Source organism: Massilibacillus massiliensis (assembly GCF_900086705.1).
GTDB classification, from domain to species: Bacteria; Bacillota; Negativicutes; order FLKF01; family FLKF01; genus Massilibacillus; species Massilibacillus massiliensis.
The window spans coordinates 3,806,180-3,825,283 of sequence record NZ_LT575483.1 but is presented as its reverse complement, the minus strand read 5'-3'; the positions used below and the strand labels follow the sequence as shown (position 1 = coordinate 3,825,283).

Here is a 19,104-nt window from a genome sequence, read left to right as displayed (position 1 = left end):
ATTATAATTCTTCTATTCATTTAACGAACATTTTTATAATTCCTATCAAACTGTGATAATCCTTCCTATCCTCCGCACCGCTGTATCACTTACATCACTATTTTCTACTCTTACCTGAAATATGTTCCATACTAATCTTTATAACTCTAGTAGCTTTACTTGCTTTTCGAATATATATTTTCCCTTCCTCAATATAATCTTTTGAATATTTATTTATGATTTCTGATAGAATCTTATCTTTTTCATTATCAAAAATCTCAATTGCTCTTCCAAATATAATGACACTTTCATACTTTGTACTAAATTTATCTGGTAAAGTTCGAGTTTGTCCAATTACACAAAAAGATACTTTATTATTTCTGACTATATTATCAAATTTCTGTCCAGCAGCAGCGCCATGAAAATAGATTGCATTATTCAAATATATATAACTTACCGGTACACCATAAGGATACCCATCATCACACATAGTTGATAAAATTCCATACGTATTATTTTCTAAAATTTGCTTAACTTCATCATCGTTTATTTTTCTGTCTTCTCTTCGCATTTCTCTAAACATAATAATTCCTCCACAATTTTATTCCTTCATTATCACTTTTGCATTATGAATAATTAATGTTTCACTGTACATCCAATTCATGAAAAATAAGCAACTCGAAAAATCGTTATGCATGAATATATTTTGAAATTTTCTCAAACTTTTCATCACTAATCCCAAGCTTTTTCTTGAATCTTTCATCTTCCATTCTTGCAACAATTATTTTATTGGGAGCTATTTTCCTTATAATATTTTTCATCTTAAAAATTGACTTGTCATCGTCGTTATAGCCTTTAATCAGAGTAACTTCAAAAATAAACTTTCCTCTATACTGCTGATTAAACGAACGCATATTTGAAATATATTCCGCTAGCGTATAGCCAGCAATCGGTCTTTGGATTTTTTGAAATTCTTCCTCAGTGATTACTTTTATCTCTCCGATAACTTCATCGCATTTATTCGCAATTTTTATATATTGTTCTCTACCTAATAAATACCCATTGGTAAGTAATCTTACAAGTACGCCTTTACTTTTAATAAAATCAATGATTTCACTAATTTTATCATGAATTAGAGCTTCACCTTTTGAATTAATGAAAACCAACTCTACGTTCGTATCTTCTATTCTCTTTTTCAACTCTGCTAGTGAATTATCTATATTATCAAATGACTTTTGAATATCAATCTTATGCTGCGATCTTCCTATTGGACAAAAGATACAATCAAAATTGCAATATTTTTCTGGAAGTATATTAACTTCCAATACCGTTCTTCCATCTTCAATATAAACATTTTTAAAAGTAAAATCAACCATTATATAAGCCTCCTAAACTTATTTCTTACGTATTTGTTATTAAATTTTCAAGGTTATTTTTTAAACAAATAAAAAAAGCCTAAGGAAATATTTTTAAAATATCTCCCAGGCTTTTATCCTTCCGTGTACACAGAAATTTCTATGCATTTTCTCTCGGACCAGCCAGCAATAAACTGCGGAACCCTAGAAAACTAAGTATATAGATTTCATAACTTACAAATCAAAATTATAAATATACTTTATCATAGCAATAGATGAAAATCAACTATAATACACATAAATAACATGTACTTTATGTATTATCTACATTACAAATATACTTAAGTCAAATTCCTAATTCTTTGTTCCTTTATGCAAATTACTTTCCCTGAAAAATCGGTGCACGTTTAGCTTTGAAAGCAGTTATCCCCTCTTGATGATCTGCAGTTTGCATGCAAATAGCTTGTAGATCCGCTTCATATTCCAAAGTACTTTCTAAATCGAGTTTATGACTACGATTGACCATAGATTTTATCATACTTAGAGCAATTGATGGACCATCTGACAATCGATTTGCAAATTCATAAACTGTATCTTTAAGCTCCGCATCACTAACAACTTTATTGACGATTCCTAAGCCATACGCAGTTTCGGCGTTAAGAATATCCGCTGTAAACATCAACTCTTTTGCCTTATGCATACCTACTACGCGTGGCAATAAATAAAGTCCACCGCAATCAGGCACTAATCCAACTTTAGCAAAACTCTGTGCAAAACGTGCAGACTGAGCACAAATCACTATATCACATGCTAGCGCTAAATTAAAACCTGCCCCAGCAGCAACACCATTGACCATGGCAATTACAGGTTTATCCATTTCCATAATGATTGATATAAGGTTTCCCGTTTTTTTTATAAAATCCCGGGCAGAAATTTGATCGGTAAGCGAGAGCAGGTAGTTTAAATCTCCGCCAGCACAAAAGGCCTTTCCTTGACCAGTTAATACCACGGCCTTAATCTCTTTGTCATCACTTGCCTGCGCAAGTGCCATTGTTATTCCGTCAATTAATTCTTGATTCATTGAATTCATTACTTCAGGACGATTAAGAATAATTGTAGCAATCTTTCCTTCCTTATCAAACAACACCGCATTTTCAGACATTATCATATTTCCTCCTCTAATCGTGAATATAAATAGAAATACTTTAATTCATATATAGATTTCCATACAAAGACAAAGACTCCTTTTAAAAATTTCTATTTATCAAAGGATTAAAAAATGAAGCAGACGCAAAAAGCACCTGCTTCATTTTTTAATCGTATACACTTATGTTTTGACTTCAATCTATAATGGTTTTATCGTAGGCTTAACGCTAGTTCCTTGCACCCCAGATGATTGATCTATAATAATTCTCGACATATGACTTGTTGGAATGAAAAGTGGCATACTTCCTGTTGCCACCTCTGAAAGCACAATAATACCGTATTCATTTCTATAAATATCGCCGGCAGCTTGATATGCCGGACCAATATTAATAGCTGCCTCTGTTCCGATCGTCAAATAATCACGTATTGCAGTCATCATATTCGTATCACAGCCCTTTGGCAAAGGAACAGGTGGAGCGAGATACGTGATAGAGTCCTCATAAACTGTGCCATCTCCTGTGTAAATAGCTGCTATTGACATAATCGGTATTACCTCAAATTGACTGCTGCCGTTTAATAAAATAAAAAGCCCCGCACCATCCGCAGCAGGTGATGTGTACAACTGAGAAGGAGTTCCTGTCACAACACTCAAATTTGTTGTATAAATACTCATTGTGCTGGCAGGATATAAGACAATCAATTGTTCAATCACATTAGCTAATTGAGCATTTCCAAAACATATAGAAGTGTATTCCATTCCATCGTTAAATCCGCTGGAAATCACTGAAAGAGACGCTTTTATTGGTACTAGCGACGAATAAAACACATTTGCCAGACTTGTGTTAACTAGAGATACCGAAACGGGAGGAACAGTTATATCTATAATCCCATTACCAGTAACCTCTCCGGTTTTTATAGGAGAATTTCCTTCAATAAAATCAGCTTGTGAGGATGAAAGAGCAAATCTAGGTCCACTTGTTGTTCCCGCTGTCTGTGTTACTACCGACCAAGTCATGATGTATCTACCTATTTCATTAAACGTTATGACACCCGTCGCGGTATCATAGCTTATATTTCCATTCGAAGACAGAATCGTATCGAAAACAACAGTTTCTTCCGCTATAACCATACCAGCAGCCGATCGATATATTTGCATATAAATATCACTCACTACCGTTCCTCCTTTACCGTGAATAAACGTATATAATATAGGAGTTTACCCTATATTATATACGTTTGCTTTTGAAGTCGTGACAATGTCTTCTGTATGACATAATAAGGCACATAGAAACAATCATCCACGCTTCCTTATTACTATACGTCAAAGGCTCAAATCATAGCATTTACTTGCAGTGGATTAGCAAATGGATTCGCTAGATAAATACTGAAGATATTAACAGAGAGAATCCTTAATTTAAGAATTATAACTGTATTCTATTATCAGATACTTAAATAATCGAATCATCTTAATGAAGCCTCACAAAAATAATGTTCTTTATGAGCGTTCTACTACCATACTTTTGTAAAACCTGCTGATTAGAACTTTACTATATCCTATGTCTTCTTTAAAATTAAAAAGGATTATCCTGAAATATAACTTTATCAAAGCACGAGCCCATTGTAGTCTATTCAAGTTAGAAAATTTTTACTTGACATTATTTTCTTATAGGATTTATAATTTGAATATAATTCAAATAATGAGGTACATGCAAATGGCTAGAACTCCGCAAGATCCACAAATCCGAATCAATGAAATTTTGGATACCGCCGATCATCTATTTTTCACTAAAGGTTATCAGACAACCACCATTAGCGACATCGCAAAAAAAATGAAGGTTGCACAAGGAATGCTGTATTACTACTTTAAATCAAAAGAAGAAATATTAGAAACACTACTTGACCGCCACGCCTCTTCCCTAATTTCAGAAATTCAAAATATAATTTCTCTTAACAATTCTCCATCAGAAAAAATATCCTTAACAATATCTAACGTACTGCGTAAAGCTAGTTATAAAGACGGATTACTTCTTAATATGCTGTATGACGACCAAAATTTGCATCTTAAGGTCAAACTATTTCGTCAACTCGAAATAACGCTCTCCCCTTGGTTGCTAAAAATCGTGGAAGAAGGAATCGCTAGTCGAACTTTTTACATAGAGCATCCTCCTACTGCTGTAATTTATATTCTAGTGATTATAGAATTCTTAAGCGAAGCGCTCTATAACAAAACTGCTGCTGATTTTCTGCCTTTTCGTTTAAAAATGGCGGAAGTACTGATTGAAAAAGCACTGGGTGCACAAGAAGATACAATCCATCTCACACTATAAAACAATAAGCAAAAAGACTAAAAAACTCCCGCCTCCAAACCTATTTTGGACCAGCGGTTTTTTTAGACAAATTAATTGAACATAATTCAATTAATTAAAAACATAAATAGTATATTATTCTAAATTTAGAAGGCAAAGGGGAAACATCATGAACTTACTACATTTCTTAGCAGAACTTCCTAAAAAGCAATTGTATTATATTTTAGCTGTCGTAATCGGCTTTTGTCTAATTGCAGGCGTTATCTTTCATGTGAATAATAAAACAAAAATCACCATTGAAGATCGCATCACTGTGCGCACACTTACGATTCACACAGCGGAAAACGCACAGGAATATACCTATGCCGGCGAAGTGCGTGGTCGCTTTGAAACTCAATTGGCATTCCAAGTGACAGGAAAAATTATCAAACGCAATGTAGAACTGGGCAGCAAAGTCAATGCAGGCGACACCTTAATGCAAATCGATGCCAAAGATATTCAACAAACAGTAAACAGTAATTCTGCCCAAATTGCTTCTGCCCAGTCACAGTTATCACTGGCAGAAAGCAATCTTACTCGCTATAGACAACTATTAGCCCAAGGCGCAATTAGTCAATCCATGTATGATCAATATGTAAATGCCTATAATGTAGCAGTTGCTGGTGTAAATCAAGCTTCATCACAATATACCCAAGGCGCTAACCAACTGGATTACACAGTCCTTAGAGCTGACAAGGCAGGAGTCGTATCCAGTATTACCGCCGAAACGGGACAAGTGGTTAGTGGCGGACAATCTGTTATTACGGTAGTCCAAGATGGCGAACAAGAAGTGGAGATCAATGTTCCAGAAAATCGAATCAAAGAACTGCATAATGCAGAGCAAATTAAAACGATCTTTTGGGCACTTCCGAATGTAACTGTAGACGGCAAAATAAGAGAAATTGCTCCTATGGCTGATCAAAATACGCGTACTTTTAAAGTGCGCATCAGTTTAATTAATCCACCACCAGAAGTAAAACTCGGTATGACAGCCTCCATTCAAGTAGCATACAGTTCTGCACAACAATCTGTGACGATTCCTCTAGCAGCCGTTTATCAAGATAGCACTACCCCTGCTGTTTGGATTGTAAAAGATGATGTGCTTACCTTACAGCCAATCACAACTGGTAAATTCGGCAATGGAACGATTGAAGTGCTCAGCGGTCTTAAGCAGGGTGATTGTATTGTAATTGCCGGCGTACATAAACTCAAAGAAGGTCAAAAAGTGAGAGCAGGCGGTGATTCCCTATGAAAAATTTCAACTTCGCTTCATGGGCACTACATCATAAACAATTTATTTATTTTTTCATCGCACTCTTTTTTATGACAGGCTTATTCTCTTATATGAACTTAGGGCGTATGGAAGATCCTGATTTCACCATTAAGCAAATGGTGGTTAGCGTAACTTGGCCGGGAGCCACCGCCCGTCAAATGGAAGAACAAGTCACCGACAAAGTAGAAAAGAAACTACAAGATTTACCCGGAATTGATCATTTAAACAGCTATTCTACCCCTGGACAAACGATTATTTACGTTAATTTAAAAGATACTGTACCTAAAAAAGAAATTCGTAGCAAATGGTTGGAAGCCCGCAATATGGTGAACGGCATGGCTGCCACTTTACCTACTGGGGTCCAAGCACCACAGTTTAACGACCGCTTTGATGAAGTTTATGGAATTGTCTATGCGCTTACCAGCGATGGCTATACATATGAAGAAATGCGAGAAAAAGCGGAAAAAATCCGTCGCGTTTTCTTGAACGTCCCTAGTGTAAAAAAAGTACAACTCTTAGGCACACAAACGGAAAACATTTATATTGAAATTGAAAATAACAAAATGGCTCAATTAGGAATTGACCCCGCACTAATTACCAGCACCTTACAGGCGCAAAATACTATGTCTGCCACTGGTATGCTGGAAACGGAAACAGATAACGTATACCTACGCATAACTGGAATGTTTGGACAACTAGAAGACCTTCGAACCACGCCTATTACAGCCAATGGACGAACATTTCGCCTAGGCGATATCGCCAAAATCACTCGTTCATATGCCGAACCAACAGATCCTAAATTTTTTTATAATGGGCAATCTGCCTTAGGGATTGCAATTGCCATGGAACCCGGGGAAAACATTCTCACTCTAGGAAGCAATTTAGATACAACCGTCGCAAAAATTAAGAAGGATCTACCAGCCGGGCTAGAGCTCAATCAGACCGTGAATCAACCTAAAATTGTCGAAAATTCGATTAATGAATTTGCAAAATCACTCTTAGAAGCGATTATCATTATATTCATTGTAAGTTTACTTAGTCTCGGCACACGTTCTGGCTTCGTCGTTGCCCTTTGCATTCCACTCGTTCTGGCTATCGTTTTTACGATTATGTATTTAATGAATATTGAATTGCATCGTGTATCGCTAGGCGCACTCATCATAGCTCTTGGCTTACTCGTCGACGATGCCATGATTGTTATTGAAATGATGGTTGTAAAATTGGAACAAGGACTAGATCGTTTGAGTGCCGCTGCCTATGCCTACAGCGCTACCGCTTTTCCTATGCTGACAGGAACGCTCATTACCTGTGCTGGTTTTATTCCTGTCGGGTTTGCCCAAGGCAGTGCCTCCGAATTTTGTGCTACTATTTTTTCAGTTATCACGATTGCCTTGATCACGTCTTGGGTTGTTGCCGCTATGGTAACGCCTCTTTTCGGCTACGTATTTATCAAAACTCCATTCAACGTAGCAGTTGATCAACATCACCAGATATACGACACAAAGTTATATCGCATATTTAAACAAACCTTAATTTATTGTCTAACCCATAGTAAAACTGTGCTAACCGTCACAGTCGTCTTATTTATTGCTTCTATCGGTCTATTGGGATCACTAAAAGAAGAATTCTTTCCTACCTCCACTCGGTCTGAGCTCATTGTACAGCTAAAATTACAAGATGGGGCTTCTCTAAAAAATACCGAAACAATTGCTAACGAGTTTGCCCAAAAACTAAAAAATGACACTTTGATCGATTACTATACCTACCATGTAGGTGAAGGAGCACCTCGTTTTGTCCTGACTTTTGATCCTACGTTCAATAAAACTAACTTCGCTGAATTTGTTATCGTGGCGAAAGATACTGACGCCCGTAACCAGCTACATACAAAACTAACGAAATTGTTAGATGAAGAGTTTCCTAGCGTACAAGTACACACAAAAGTAATCAGTACTGGTACCTCTGCCGATTATCCGGTTATGCTTCGCATAGAAGGCTATGAGCATGACAAAGTGCGCGAAATCGCTAAACAAGTCGAAGCGATCATAGCAGCTCGTCCCGACACCAGCAATGTCAACATGAACTGGAATGAAAAAAATAAAATTATGCATTTGTCAATTGATCAAGACAAAGCACGCAGTCTGGGTATTACTTCCCAAGCTTTAGCATCTACACTCCAAACCCAATTATCTGGGACGAGCATTACCGAATTTCGCGAAGCCGATAAAACCGTTCCATTAGTTTTTCGTTTTGATGCGGAGTCTAGAAATGACCTTTCGCAAATCAAAAACCTTTCGATTCACATCGGCAACGGTAAATATGTTCCACTCGATCAGATTGTTAAAATAAACTTCGAAGCTGAAGATGGACTCATTTATCGTCGCGATTTGACCCCAGCAATTACAGTGCGGGCAGAAACCAAAGCAGGTGTATCCGGTGATGATGTTACTCGACAAGTTTATGAAGATCTTCAAGAAGTACGCGATAATCTACCGCCTGGCTATAACATTAAATACGATGGGGCAACAGAAGAAAGCATCAAAGCTACGAAATTACTGCTTGCACCTATCCCAGCAATGATTATCATCATCATGATTCTTTTGATGTTACAGCTACAAAGTATCCCAAAAATGATCTTAACCTTATTCACAGCGCCGCTAGGTATCATTGGTGTTGCCGTTGGTCTCTTTTTAACGGGTAAACCTATGGGTTTTGTAGTACAACTTGGCATCTTAGCGTTATCCGGGATCATCATGCGTAACTCCGTGATTCTAATGGACCAAATTGATCAACATCTCGCTGCCGGTGAAAGCATATGGGATTCCATCATCAATGCTACAGTAACCCGTTTACGTCCTATTTTACTGACGGCAGCAGCCGCTATTTTAGCGATGATTCCTTTAGTCTCCAATCTATTTTGGGGGCCACTGGCTGTGGCTATTGGAGCTGGTCTGTTTGTCGCTACTGTATTAACGCTACTCGTTTTACCAGTTATGTATGCTGTCTTATATAAAGCAAAACCATCCGATGAAGCCACGCTCGATCTTATTTCATCAAACTAGAAACGATATGCCGTTGACAGCAGGACTATTAACTAAGGAGTGCTATGAATTAAAATAAACCAGAGCTTTTGAAGTCGTTCCATTTTCTTTCATACAACATTGTAAATAATTCAAATAAATTTACTAAAGTACCTTTTTTTTAAAAATACATGTCCGAAAACAACCAGATTTTTTTAGAAAAAATGTTATACTTAAGGAGAATGTAAAAAGGGGGCTATCCTAACGATGAAAATTGAAACGCAAGGCTGGTATTCAGCCTTCAAATCAAAAGATGCACGATTTGACGGACGGTTTTTTGTAGGCGTATCATCCACTGGAATTTATTGTCGCCCCATTTGCCGAGCAAAATTACCAAAAGCTGAAAATTGCACCTTCTACTCTACAGCTGCAGCAGCAGAACAAGCAGGATTCCGCCCTTGTCTTATCTGCCGCCCGGAACTTGCCCCTGGTACTTCGACCACCGATGCTACGAGGACACTTGTACATCGAGCAGCAAAACTCCTAGAAGAAAAGTGTGGAAGCGGACAGAATCTCAAAGAACTTGCCGAACATTTAGGATGCACAGATCGTCATTTACGCCGTGCATTTGCAAATGAATACAACGTATCGCCCGTGCAGTATTTACAAACCTGCAGATTGTTGCTTGCAAAAAATCTGCTTACAGATACAAACCTTTCGATACTTGAAGTTGCAATGACTGCTGGATTCGGCAGTTTACGACGATTCAATGCCCTATTCAAAGAAAAATATCGCCTTACCCCCACTGGCTTACGCCAACAAGCGCCAAGAAAAAAAAGTAAGGAAAATGATATAACGTTAGCCCTGAGTTACCGCCCTCCTTATCGCTGGCAGCAACTATTAGATTTTCTCACACAACGTGCTATTCCAGGTGTGGAAACAATAAAAAACGGCGAATATTTACGCTCTGTTCACTTCGTTACCGGTGAGCAGCAACAACATCTGTACGGTTGGATACGCGTGGGACATAAACCCACAAAAAATGCTTTAGCCGTCACTGTTTCTGCCACTCTTCTGCCTGTATTGCCGCAAGTATTGGCTAAAGTTCGTCATCTGTTTGATTTGCATTGTGATCCGGATGCAGTATATGAAGTTCTTGCATCTATGAATACAATTCGACCTGGCCTTTGTGTACAAGGTACACGCCTTCCAGGTTGTTTTGATTCATTTGAACTAGCGGTACGTGCAGTTTTAGGTCAGCAGATTACCGTTAAAGCCGCTAGTACCTTGGCTGCAAGAATAGTAAAGACCTATGGTACACCCATCCAAACCAATGTAGATGAACTAACACATACTTTCCCTTCACCTGCCTCTATCCTAGCTTTAGAGGGCTCCATTGCAAATCATCTAGGACCGCTGGGAATCACGACAGCGCGGGCAAATACAATTTTAAATTTGGCTCGTGCATTCGAACAAAATTCTATAGACTTGCATCTTTGCGCTCAACCGGAAATTGAGATGAAAAAGCTAATGGAAATTCCCGGTATCGGAGCCTGGACAGCGCATTATATAGCAATGCGAGCGATGGGATGGCCTGATGCTTTTTTGAATACAGATTATGGCATAAAAAAAGCGCTTATCCCTCACACGCCAAAAGAAATATTAGCGTTAGCGGAAGCGTGGCACCCTTGGAGAAGCTATGCGACAATCAATTTATGGAATTCTTTATAACGTATACACGAAGGAGGATATCATGTTTTATTCAACTCATTATCTCTCACCTGTCGGTTCACTCATGTTAGGTTGTGACGATAAAGACAACCTTATCGGTGTGTGGATGCAAGGTCAAAAATACTATGGTGGAACAGTAAATGAAGTCATGACGGAAAAAGATGATCTACCAATATTTAAGGCTGCAAAAAACTGGTTAGACAACTATTTTGCCGGTCAAAATCCCTCTATTACCGATCTGCCTCTAGCTCCCATAGGCGGAGAATTTCGCAGAGCAGTATGGAATGTTTTATGTGAAATTCCCTACGGTGAATATGTTACCTACGGCGATATCGCAAAGACGATAGCTTCAAACCTAGGAAGAAAAAACATGTCAAGCCAAGCAATCGGCGGTGCAGTAGGTCATAATCCAATTTCAATTATCATTCCCTGCCATCGTGTTGTAGGCGCAAATGGTAGTTTGACAGGATATGCAGGTGGTATACGCACGAAAATCAACCTACTTGAACATGAGGGCGCAGATCTATCTGGTTTATTTATCCCCACCAAAGGCACAGCCTTATAATATTCATGATCAGGAATATTTTGAAAAAAAGACCACTAACTTGGTGGTCTTTTATATTTTCCCCTAGAATACTATTGCAATCACACTCGTGTGAGGATCTTTCATTCATCTGTAAATCAATCTCCAACCGGATACCCTTGTGATTGTTTGAAGTAAATCATCTTCTATCCAAAATTTCAACGCAACCCAATTTTTTATATGCACCTTCATCAACAGCCTCCAGCCATTCATTTGAAGCACCCTCCGCCGGAACCTCCACCGCAAGATGGGCAAACCAGCTGTCTGATGCCGCACCATGCCAATGCTTGATCTCGGGAGAAATATTAACCACATCCCCCGGGTGCAGTTCCTGTGCTGGCTTACCCCATTCCTGATAATATCCTCGACCTGCAACTACCATCAAGATTTGTCCACCTTTATGGTGAATATGCCAATTATTTCGGCAGCCTGGTTCAAATGTAACATTCGCAATTGTAACCCCTGTAGTAGACAACATATTTAAATAGCTTTGACCGACAAAGTATTTTGCATATGTATCATTTTTTTCACCGATATCAAAAATCCCGTTGTAATTTTGTATGTTCATTACTAAATAACCTCCTTGTAAGAACCCATAATTTTACCGTCTACAGATGTCATCATATGACAAAAAATATAAGGTCTATCCATTTTTATTTTTTCTCCTTACTTGTAAGATTTTTAAAAATCGTGGCGTATTTATACACAGGTATCGGAAACCATTTATCAAAGTACATTTTTCTCTTCTAGATTGACTTAAATTCTATTGATTTATAAAGGTTCCGTTTAAAGCTCCCTTCAACTATACAACTTAGAGTTAACTTTAAGTCAATAACCTTTTCAATAATTTCTGAAAATCTACAAGGAGTTCAGATAGGTTATCTACAACAGGATCAACGTCTGAAATACTTTAGTACCTCTTCTGCTTGCAATATTATCCCCATATAATAAAAAAGGGGATGTGACAAAATGAGAAATCATTTTGTACACATCCTCTTTTTAATTCAATGAACAATACGGCTCTTTTGATTTACAACACTAAATAAAAAACAATATCACTATTCACAAAATCATCAAAAGACTAAAAATTGAGCAATTACTTTTATCCAGAGATTAGCAAGTAAATAATTAAATACACGATTACAGAGACAATCATGCATATGCTAAGCTCCATCTTTATTCTTCTTTGCTCCAAATTTACGATTTGATCGTGCCATTTAGCTATGTCATCCCCATTATTTTGATAAGCTCTTGGGTTAATTGATGCCAACCACTTACATATATCCCCATTCATATTATTAATCAAAAAGCCATCACTACTTACTGCGACTTGATAAAGAATATCTTTAAAAGATTCACCCATCAAATCATATTTTCGTCCATCAAAAACAGCCATTTTTGCCCCTAAGCAAATTTCTCTTTCTTTTACTAATTGCATTAAAACCTTAATTAGCACGTTCCCTGAAGCTAACCCATTCACCTCAAAAATTATCCTTTGAAAGGATTCCATTCTGACCATCCGTCGTATTATATCTGCTGAAAATCCTTTTTCACAATTCCATGAGTATGTTGTAATCCGTGAATTCATTTGAACAACTTGCGTGTTTCCCCACTCAGTTAAAACAACAAGAATTTTCTCATTTGGAAAAGCATTTTCAATCAGACTATTTATTAACGCAGTTTTTCCAGATCCAATAAACCCCTGAACAATATCAACAATTTTTGGCATTGGCTGAGCCCTTAACCAGTTCTAATAGTTTTTCAGAAAGCAAATTTTGTCCTATGAATACCGCCCGTCCAAACTTCAAGGGTTCTGTAGTATTACAATTCCATTTACCGTTAACATATTCAAAATGAATTCCATTTTTTTCTCCTGCAACAATTCCCTTTGCACGCAAAATCTTACCATATTGTCCTGTACTAATAGCGGCCAACACAATATTTAGAGATGAAATAGAAAAAACGCGTAACCCTTTCCATGAAAAATTATCAAATATATCCGCCGCTTCTGAATGGTGATTGCAAGTTCGGGAAGATACAGTTTTTTTTATAGTGAAACTAAGTTTTTTAGGTAAAATGTTATTTTCGTTCTTAATGATTTCTTCATATGGTTTCTCTTCTTGTAAAATTTCCTGGATATCTAGCTGTTCCCAAGAATTGCTTACGATTTTGGCCAATGAATTATGTTCCCGAATTAAATTTACAACCTCTTGAATTTTAGAAGATGAAATTTCTTGAGTTTTACTAAGGACTATGATTTTAGCATGATGAATTTGGTCTTTATAGAACTCGCCGAAATTTCTCAAATAATTTCGCACCTCATGTACGTCTACAACGGTTATCACATGATCTATAATTATCGTTTCCTTAAAACAGGGTTGCTGCACAACGTGCAATACTTCGGATAATTTTCCAATACCAGTTGGTTCAATCAAAATTCTCCCTGGCTTTATACTAGACATAGCCTGTTTCAAAACTTGTGTAAACTCACCTTTTAATGAGCAACATATACATCCAGAATAAATTTCTTTGATTTCGGCATTGTTATTCGACAGCAAGCTCCCGTCAATACCAGCCTTTCCATATTCATTTTCTAAGATGAATATTTTTTTGTTGTCCTTACATTCCTTTAACATTTTTAATATCAAAGTTGTTTTACCTGCTCCTAAAAACCCCGATACAATATCCAATGGTATCTTATGCCCCATTTTCCCCCTCCTAAAAACATAAGGTTAAATAGTAATAATATTATTAAATAATATTATTACTATTTAACCTTATGTCCAAAATGTGATAGTTATGACTAATAACAATCTACAGAATTTTACTAATTAAATTTAAGACTTTTCCTCACATCCCTCGCAATTAAACAATGCTTAGAAATGCAGAAAATACGAGTTTCAAGAAAAAATAAGGCCTACTTTTAAATCTAGAGTCATATTTAGAATAAGCAGCATTTAAAGCGTCACTTTTGTCATATTTGAGTTTTGAATCTAAAAAACTTCTTTTTCCTTTCTGGATAACTCGCAAAATATATGATCAAACTAACATAGACTAAGATAAAAAAGCAGAAACGCTCCACTTCCACTTTCTTTCTGTATAGTAAAGGTGATGTTATCATGTTTATTCCTAAGCAGGTCGTATTTGAAGAAAAAGCATTGAACTATCCAAAAGGTAAAGCCTTGCAAAAATTTTTCGAAGAAAAATCCATTCCTATTCACTATCAAAAAACTTCGCGCGTTACTTTAAACGGTGATCCACCAGCAAAATATCAACAGGGTAAAAACACATTGGTCATTGGAGTTAAAAAGATAAGTAAATTTCAGACATGCAAACCTTCCGCTCATTATCAACTTCCTTTAATTAGCGGGTGCATGGGCATGTGTGAATACTGTTATCTCAATACGCAGATGGGCAAACGTCCATATATTAAAATTTATGCAAATTCTGATGAAATACTTTCTAAGGCGGATGAATATATCGAGGCACGTTTACCAGAGATAACTATTTTTGAAGGCGCAGCTACTTCTGACCCACTGGCACTAGAGCCTTATACGCATGTACTTGAGGATGCAATACTTCATTTTGCTAAAACTAAGCAAGGTCGGTTTCGCTTCGTAAGCAAATATACGGATGTTGACAGCCTGCTACCGCTTGAACACAATAACCATACCGAAATTAGGCTAAGCCTAAATATCGAATCTATTATTAAATCCTATGAACATCGTACTTCTTCATTAAAGCAAAGAATAGCCGCACTTAAACGACTTGCCGAAGCTGGATATCCTACGGGAATTATTATCGCACCAGTATTTTGGAGTGAACAAAATAAGTCAGAATACCAATCCCTAATTGAACAAATCGGCAATTTATTAAACCGATTTCCTATTACGCTCGAAATAATCTCCCACCGTTATACTACAGCTGCTAAAAATAACATTCTTGAAATTTTTCCGGACACCGTTCTTCCAATGAACGAAGACGACCGAACCTTTAAATTCGGTCAATTTGGTTATGGAAAGTATGTTTATCCCAAAGAAACGCTTGCCGAATATAAAGAATTCTTTGCTCAAGAATTACGTAAGTATTTTGATGAGAAACAGATTTTATATATTATTTAACTGCATTGTCTAATTCATATGAATCCAAACCTAAATTATTGATGATTTGCCTCATTTAGCAAATAAAGAATGAATGATATCATATTCACTGCAAACACTACTTCGATTTACTTTTCAATAATATCAATTATTGCTTTCATGATATTGCACTGTATCATATAACGAGCATTTACTTATTTGTTGCGTTGAATGCTGTGTGATTTTTCCTTGAAAAGAAATGCAATTTCTCCCACTTCTTTTGGCGTGATATAAAGCCTTATCCGCTTGTTTATAAAGATCTATGACCAAATCTTGATTTTGAGGAATTCTTGTTGCAACACCTATGCTGACTGACAAAAACTCAAAAGGGCCATTATCTTTGACTGCTTTGATCTTTAAGTTGGCAATCGCTGCAGAAATTTGCTGCGCCATATTTAATATAGCAGTATCCTCGAGATCCGATAAAAAGATTAGAAATTCTTCACTGCCAATTCGTCCCACAATGTCGGTTTCTCTTTTACAACATCCTTTTATTCTTCCTGCAACCTGCTGCAATATGCAATCTCCTTCTAAATGCCCCAACGCATCATTATAACTTTTAAAGTAATCAATATCTATCATAAGTATCCCGACACGTTTATTATCTCGTTTTTGGCAGGCCCAAACTATTTTCAGTGCTTGTTCCAAACCATTACGATTGAGAAGCTGTGTCAGACTATCCGTAGCGACTTCAATTTTAAGTTGGTTTATTCTTTTTATATTGGCAATTGTAGACTGAATAAAAAACCTGCTAGTACTGCACGAAATTAAGAATACTCCTAAATTAGACAGGGTAAAAATCAAAAAACCTTTAGAAGGTATTTGGTTTAAAGAAAAAAAGACAAACAGGCTAATTTCTAACAACAGAAAAGAAATTACCGCTTGCCAAAAAGACATCACATATACCATCGCACAAATTAAAAGAAATATCGTGCAAACTATATATACCCGAAAAAAAACGAGTTCCATTCTAATTCCAGTAGAAAAGCGAGAGCTATTAACACAATACAAGTGAAAATCAGCATTTTTACCCGTTGCCGGTTATAGGCCGTTTTTGCATTGTTTACTTGTCTCATCATGTTATTTGTACTGTCTTCTATCATTCTTTAAACCTCCCCTGCACATAGTTTCTATCTTCAAATCAATTTTCTTCAGCATAGAAATTAACTCTAAGCCATTGATCGCTTAATTATTTAAAATATGTTCACCTGTTTTACTGTCATTTTATTATATGTACTATTTTTAATACATGTATAAATTATAAGACATAACCTATCATAAAATCAAGGGGGGATTTTGTGATAAGCTACGAACCATTTTGGAAAACACTCAAATTAAAAAATGTTACAACATACGCGCTGCGAGAAAAACATAATATAAGTCCTAATACTTTAACGCGCATGAAAAATAATAACTATCTTAGTCTGAGAACAATCGAAGATTTTTGTAAAATTTTAGATTGTCGTCTGGAAGATATCGTAGAGTACATTCCTGACAAAAATTAACTCACCGAATGAAAGAATTCTATTTCCATTCTTTTTCACTATCCACCAACATTTAATATAGAAAAAGGGATTGAGCCTTGTACATACAAAGTTCAATCCCTTTTCTTTAATAGCGCAATTTCATTATTAATTTAAGCTTATTTTCTTACCAAAGGAATTTTACTTTCACATGGAACACCAGTCTGACACTTTCCACACCCGTATCTAGGTGCAAATTTTTTAGCTGTCTTGTTTAAAAATTCAGAACAAGCAATATGATCTTTTCCCTTTATCAGTGAAATTGCCCCAGCAGGGCACTTTGCTGCACAAGCACCACATTGGGTACAATATTCGTACGTTCCCTGATAATTTCTTATATCAGATGTCAATTCTAAATCTGTAACCAAGCTGGTAAACCTCCCGGCCATACCTTTTGACGTAATAAATCCTTTTGAAAGTCCAAAAGTTCCTAGTCCACAAATGAAAGCAACATGCCGCTCTGACCAATTGCTGGTAAAAGATGCGTTTGGATGCTCTGACGCAGAATTGAAGGCAGATTTTGACCAAAATCTATCATCGAGCGATGGAACTATACTTTTATACCCTGCAGCCTGCAATATCGATTGCATATACATAATAAATTTATGAATAAATATATCCCCTTCAATACGAGCATGCAGCCATTCATCAGAAGGCCAAACTTTGTCTTTATTATTCGTAGTTTTAACGTCTCTGCTGAACGGGAAGAAAAAAGAAATCACGCTCTTAGCCCCTGGCAGCCATTGTTGCGGCAATAAAAAATGTTCACCAATCGCGGCGCTTTCTTTCAATTCAGCAAAGTAATGATCTGTAGCTAAGCCAACACCAAAAATCGGCGTTTCAAACATTTTCAAACCAGCTACCCGCGGTGTAATGGCAATTTTTTCTGCCACATAATTATATTCTGATGCTTCCACAAATTTTTCCGCACTGGCACAAATATCTGTCTTATTCATCATATCACCCTATTTTCTATATTTTAATTATTCGCGTTTGCAAAGATACTGTATATAAACTATACTGAATTATAATATATAAGTAAAATCGATAGTTATAATGAAATTGATTATAAATTATAATATCAGGTAGTGTAACAATGGATATTAAGCATCTAAAAACTTTTCTCATCGTACATAAGACAGGCAGCTTCAGTAAAGCTGCCAAACTCCTCAGATATGCTCAACCAACAGTTACTATGCATATTCAAATATTAGAAGATGAATTTAAGATAAAACTTTTTGAAAGGCTAGGCCATACAATTAAAATAACTAGTGAAGGAGAACAGTTACTCTATTACGCGGAAAAGATAATGACGTTTTCCAATGAAGCTAGTTCAATCTTTGCCGAAAAGAAAAATATAACAGGAAAAATTACAATAGGAGCCAATCAATCGTTTGGCGTTGCCCAACTACCAAGTATATTAGAATCGTTTATTGAAAAATATCCACAGGCAGATATTCGCTTAAAATTTGGCACGGTTCAAGAAATCCGTGAGCAAATACAAGAAAATGTAGTGGATGTAGCCTTCTTCCTAACAAAAAAAATACATTATCCCGATTTAATCATAGAAACATTATGTTCAGAATCAAGTGTAGTCGTTGTTGCTCCCAGTCATTCCTTCCGTCAAAAAAAGACCGTTGATTTTCATGATTTCCAAAGCGAAAATCTGATCATTACGCAGGCAAATTGCCTATATAGAGCTACGATTGACGAACTGTTACAAAAATCCGGAGTACAGCCGCGTTCCATTATTGAAATTAACAATGTACAGGCCATCAAACAATTGGTTATGAGTGGCTTGGGAATTACTATTTTGCCACGTACTACCGTGGAATATGAACTAACGCAAAATCACTTAGAAGAAGTTCCTTGGGAAGGCCCACCCATAAAGGTTTTTACTCAGATTGCATATCATAAAGATAAATGGATTTCGCCTAGCATTTTAAATTTTTTGGAAGAAACACGCAAAACCTATGCGGCAAAATCTATCTTGTAAATGATGCGCACTTTCGT

The 19,104-nt window shown here is 36.5% G+C and carries 17 protein-coding genes and 1 riboswitch; of the genes, 8 read left to right on the top strand and 9 right to left on the bottom strand.

From position 1 onward, the window contains the following. Positions 1-97: 97 nt before the first annotated feature. From BN6559_RS18265 to BN6559_RS18250, 4 genes are all read right to left on the bottom strand, one after another. The gene (locus BN6559_RS18265; RefSeq protein WP_110956067.1) at positions 98-562 is read right to left on the bottom strand and encodes a pyridoxamine 5'-phosphate oxidase family protein; all 465 of its coding nucleotides are present in this window, start codon (positions 560-562) and stop codon (positions 98-100) included. A 106-nt stretch (positions 563-668) separates the two neighbouring features. Next, complete coding sequence (locus BN6559_RS18260; protein WP_110956066.1) at positions 669-1,355, bottom strand: radical SAM protein; 687 nt, start codon at positions 1,353-1,355, stop codon at positions 669-671. A 100-nt stretch (positions 1,356-1,455) separates the two neighbouring features. After that, positions 1,456-1,553, bottom strand: a riboswitch (guanidine-I (ykkC/yxkD leader). Between the two features lie 160 nt (positions 1,554-1,713). Beyond that, positions 1,714-2,496, bottom strand: coding sequence for an enoyl-CoA hydratase/isomerase family protein (locus tag BN6559_RS18255; protein WP_199884138.1), 783 nt, complete (start codon positions 2,494-2,496; stop codon positions 1,714-1,716). A gap of 183 nt (positions 2,497-2,679) precedes the next feature. After that, a complete protein-coding gene (locus BN6559_RS18250) occupies positions 2,680-3,651 on the bottom strand; it encodes a hypothetical protein (RefSeq protein WP_110956064.1) in 972 nt (323 codons plus the stop codon). Between the two features lie 541 nt (positions 3,652-4,192). On the opposite strand from BN6559_RS18250, the gene BN6559_RS18245 reads away from it, so the two are divergent. The 5 genes from BN6559_RS18245 to BN6559_RS18225 all read left to right on the top strand — a co-directional run bounded on the left by BN6559_RS18245 (position 4,193) and on the right by BN6559_RS18225 (position 11,411). After that, positions 4,193-4,807, top strand: a complete 615-nt coding sequence (locus BN6559_RS18245) for a TetR/AcrR family transcriptional regulator (protein WP_110956063.1) — start codon at positions 4,193-4,195, stop codon at positions 4,805-4,807. 148 nt (positions 4,808-4,955) lie between these two features. Beyond that, positions 4,956-6,077, top strand: coding sequence for an efflux RND transporter periplasmic adaptor subunit (locus BN6559_RS18240; RefSeq protein ID WP_110956062.1), 1,122 nt, complete (start codon positions 4,956-4,958; stop codon positions 6,075-6,077). Continuing rightward, positions 6,074-9,157: an efflux RND transporter permease subunit gene (locus BN6559_RS18235; protein WP_110956061.1), complete on the top strand. Its 3,084-nt coding sequence runs from the start codon at positions 6,074-6,076 to the stop codon at positions 9,155-9,157. Before BN6559_RS18240 ends, BN6559_RS18235 begins: the two co-directional genes overlap by 4 nt. A 225-nt stretch (positions 9,158-9,382) precedes the next feature. Continuing rightward, positions 9,383-10,846 (top strand): AlkA N-terminal domain-containing protein, encoded by a 1,464-nt coding sequence (locus BN6559_RS18230; RefSeq protein ID WP_110956060.1) that lies wholly within the window; start codon positions 9,383-9,385, stop codon positions 10,844-10,846. Continuing rightward, positions 10,815-11,411, top strand: a complete 597-nt coding sequence (locus tag BN6559_RS18225) for a methylated-DNA--[protein]-cysteine S-methyltransferase (protein WP_456060911.1) — start codon at positions 10,815-10,817, stop codon at positions 11,409-11,411. Before BN6559_RS18230 ends, BN6559_RS18225 begins: the two co-directional genes overlap by 32 nt. 157 nt (positions 11,412-11,568) lie before the next feature. Here the strand turns inward: BN6559_RS18225 and BN6559_RS18220 are convergent, their stop codons facing one another. From BN6559_RS18220 to BN6559_RS18205, 3 genes are all read right to left on the bottom strand, one after another. Next, positions 11,569-11,997 (bottom strand): cupin domain-containing protein, encoded by a 429-nt coding sequence (locus BN6559_RS18220; protein ID WP_110956058.1) that lies wholly within the window; start codon positions 11,995-11,997, stop codon positions 11,569-11,571. Between the two features lie 534 nt (positions 11,998-12,531). After that, the gene (locus BN6559_RS18210) at positions 12,532-13,158 is read right to left on the bottom strand and encodes a GTP-binding protein (protein WP_110956057.1); all 627 of its coding nucleotides are present in this window, start codon (positions 13,156-13,158) and stop codon (positions 12,532-12,534) included. Beyond that, positions 13,142-14,137 (bottom strand): CobW family GTP-binding protein, encoded by a 996-nt coding sequence (locus tag BN6559_RS18205; protein ID WP_110956056.1) that lies wholly within the window; start codon positions 14,135-14,137, stop codon positions 13,142-13,144. Before BN6559_RS18205 ends, BN6559_RS18210 begins: the two co-directional genes overlap by 17 nt. A gap of 411 nt (positions 14,138-14,548) precedes the next feature. Here BN6559_RS18205 and splB point away from each other — a divergent pair, with 411 nt between their 5' ends. Continuing rightward, on the top strand, positions 14,549-15,550 hold the full coding sequence (splB, locus tag BN6559_RS18200) for a spore photoproduct lyase (RefSeq protein WP_110956055.1): 1,002 nt from the start codon (positions 14,549-14,551) through the stop codon (positions 15,548-15,550). A 123-nt stretch (positions 15,551-15,673) separates the two neighbouring features. On the opposite strand, the gene BN6559_RS18195 is transcribed toward splB, so the two are convergent. Next, on the bottom strand, positions 15,674-16,465 hold the full coding sequence (locus BN6559_RS18195; protein WP_199884137.1) for a GGDEF domain-containing protein: 792 nt from the start codon (positions 16,463-16,465) through the stop codon (positions 15,674-15,676). Positions 16,466-16,866: 401 nt separating this feature from the next. Here BN6559_RS18195 and BN6559_RS18190 point away from each other — a divergent pair, with 401 nt between their 5' ends. Then, the gene (locus BN6559_RS18190) at positions 16,867-17,073 is read left to right on the top strand and encodes a helix-turn-helix domain-containing protein (RefSeq protein WP_110956053.1); all 207 of its coding nucleotides are present in this window, start codon (positions 16,867-16,869) and stop codon (positions 17,071-17,073) included. A 137-nt stretch (positions 17,074-17,210) separates the two neighbouring features. Here BN6559_RS18190 and BN6559_RS18185 read toward each other — a convergent pair whose 3' ends face one another. Continuing rightward, positions 17,211-18,050, bottom strand: coding sequence for a 4Fe-4S binding protein (locus tag BN6559_RS18185; protein ID WP_199884136.1), 840 nt, complete (start codon positions 18,048-18,050; stop codon positions 17,211-17,213). Positions 18,051-18,187: 137 nt separating this feature from the next. Between BN6559_RS18185 and BN6559_RS18180 the strand changes: the two genes are divergently transcribed. Further along, positions 18,188-19,087, top strand: a complete 900-nt coding sequence (locus BN6559_RS18180; protein ID WP_110956051.1) for a LysR family transcriptional regulator — start codon at positions 18,188-18,190, stop codon at positions 19,085-19,087. Positions 19,088-19,104: the final 17 nt, after the last annotated feature.

Excerpts from the sequence above, each read along its gene's own strand:
- BN6559_RS18220 (WP_110956058.1), bottom strand. The coding sequence starts at position 11,997 with ATGAACATACAAAATTACAACGGGATTTTTGATATCGGTGAAAAAAAT.
- BN6559_RS18260 (WP_110956066.1), bottom strand. The coding sequence starts at position 1,355 with ATGGTTGATTTTACTTTTAAAAATGTTTATATTGAAGATGGAAGAACG.
- BN6559_RS18205 (WP_110956056.1), bottom strand. The coding sequence starts at position 14,137 with ATGGGGCATAAGATACCATTGGATATTGTATCGGGGTTTTTAGGAGCA.
- BN6559_RS18225 (WP_456060911.1), top strand. The coding sequence starts at position 10,815 with ATGCGACAATCAATTTATGGAATTCTTTATAACGTATACACGAAGGAG.
- BN6559_RS18235 (WP_110956061.1), top strand. The coding sequence starts at position 6,074 with ATGAAAAATTTCAACTTCGCTTCATGGGCACTACATCATAAACAATTT.
- BN6559_RS18195 (WP_199884137.1), bottom strand. The coding sequence starts at position 16,465 with ATGTCTTTTTGGCAAGCGGTAATTTCTTTTCTGTTGTTAGAAATTAGC.
- BN6559_RS18240 (WP_110956062.1), top strand. The coding sequence starts at position 4,956 with ATGAACTTACTACATTTCTTAGCAGAACTTCCTAAAAAGCAATTGTAT.
- BN6559_RS18255 (WP_199884138.1), bottom strand. The coding sequence starts at position 2,496 with ATGTCTGAAAATGCGGTGTTGTTTGATAAGGAAGGAAAGATTGCTACA.
- BN6559_RS18230 (WP_110956060.1), top strand. The coding sequence starts at position 9,383 with ATGAAAATTGAAACGCAAGGCTGGTATTCAGCCTTCAAATCAAAAGAT.
- BN6559_RS18245 (WP_110956063.1), top strand. The coding sequence starts at position 4,193 with ATGGCTAGAACTCCGCAAGATCCACAAATCCGAATCAATGAAATTTTG.
- BN6559_RS18180 (WP_110956051.1), top strand. The coding sequence starts at position 18,188 with ATGGATATTAAGCATCTAAAAACTTTTCTCATCGTACATAAGACAGGC.
- BN6559_RS18265 (WP_110956067.1), bottom strand. The coding sequence starts at position 562 with ATGTTTAGAGAAATGCGAAGAGAAGACAGAAAAATAAACGATGATGAA.
- BN6559_RS18185 (WP_199884136.1), bottom strand. The coding sequence starts at position 18,050 with ATGATGAATAAGACAGATATTTGTGCCAGTGCGGAAAAATTTGTGGAA.
- splB (WP_110956055.1), top strand. The coding sequence starts at position 14,549 with ATGTTTATTCCTAAGCAGGTCGTATTTGAAGAAAAAGCATTGAACTAT.
- BN6559_RS18210 (WP_110956057.1), bottom strand. The coding sequence starts at position 13,158 with ATGCCAAAAATTGTTGATATTGTTCAGGGGTTTATTGGATCTGGAAAA.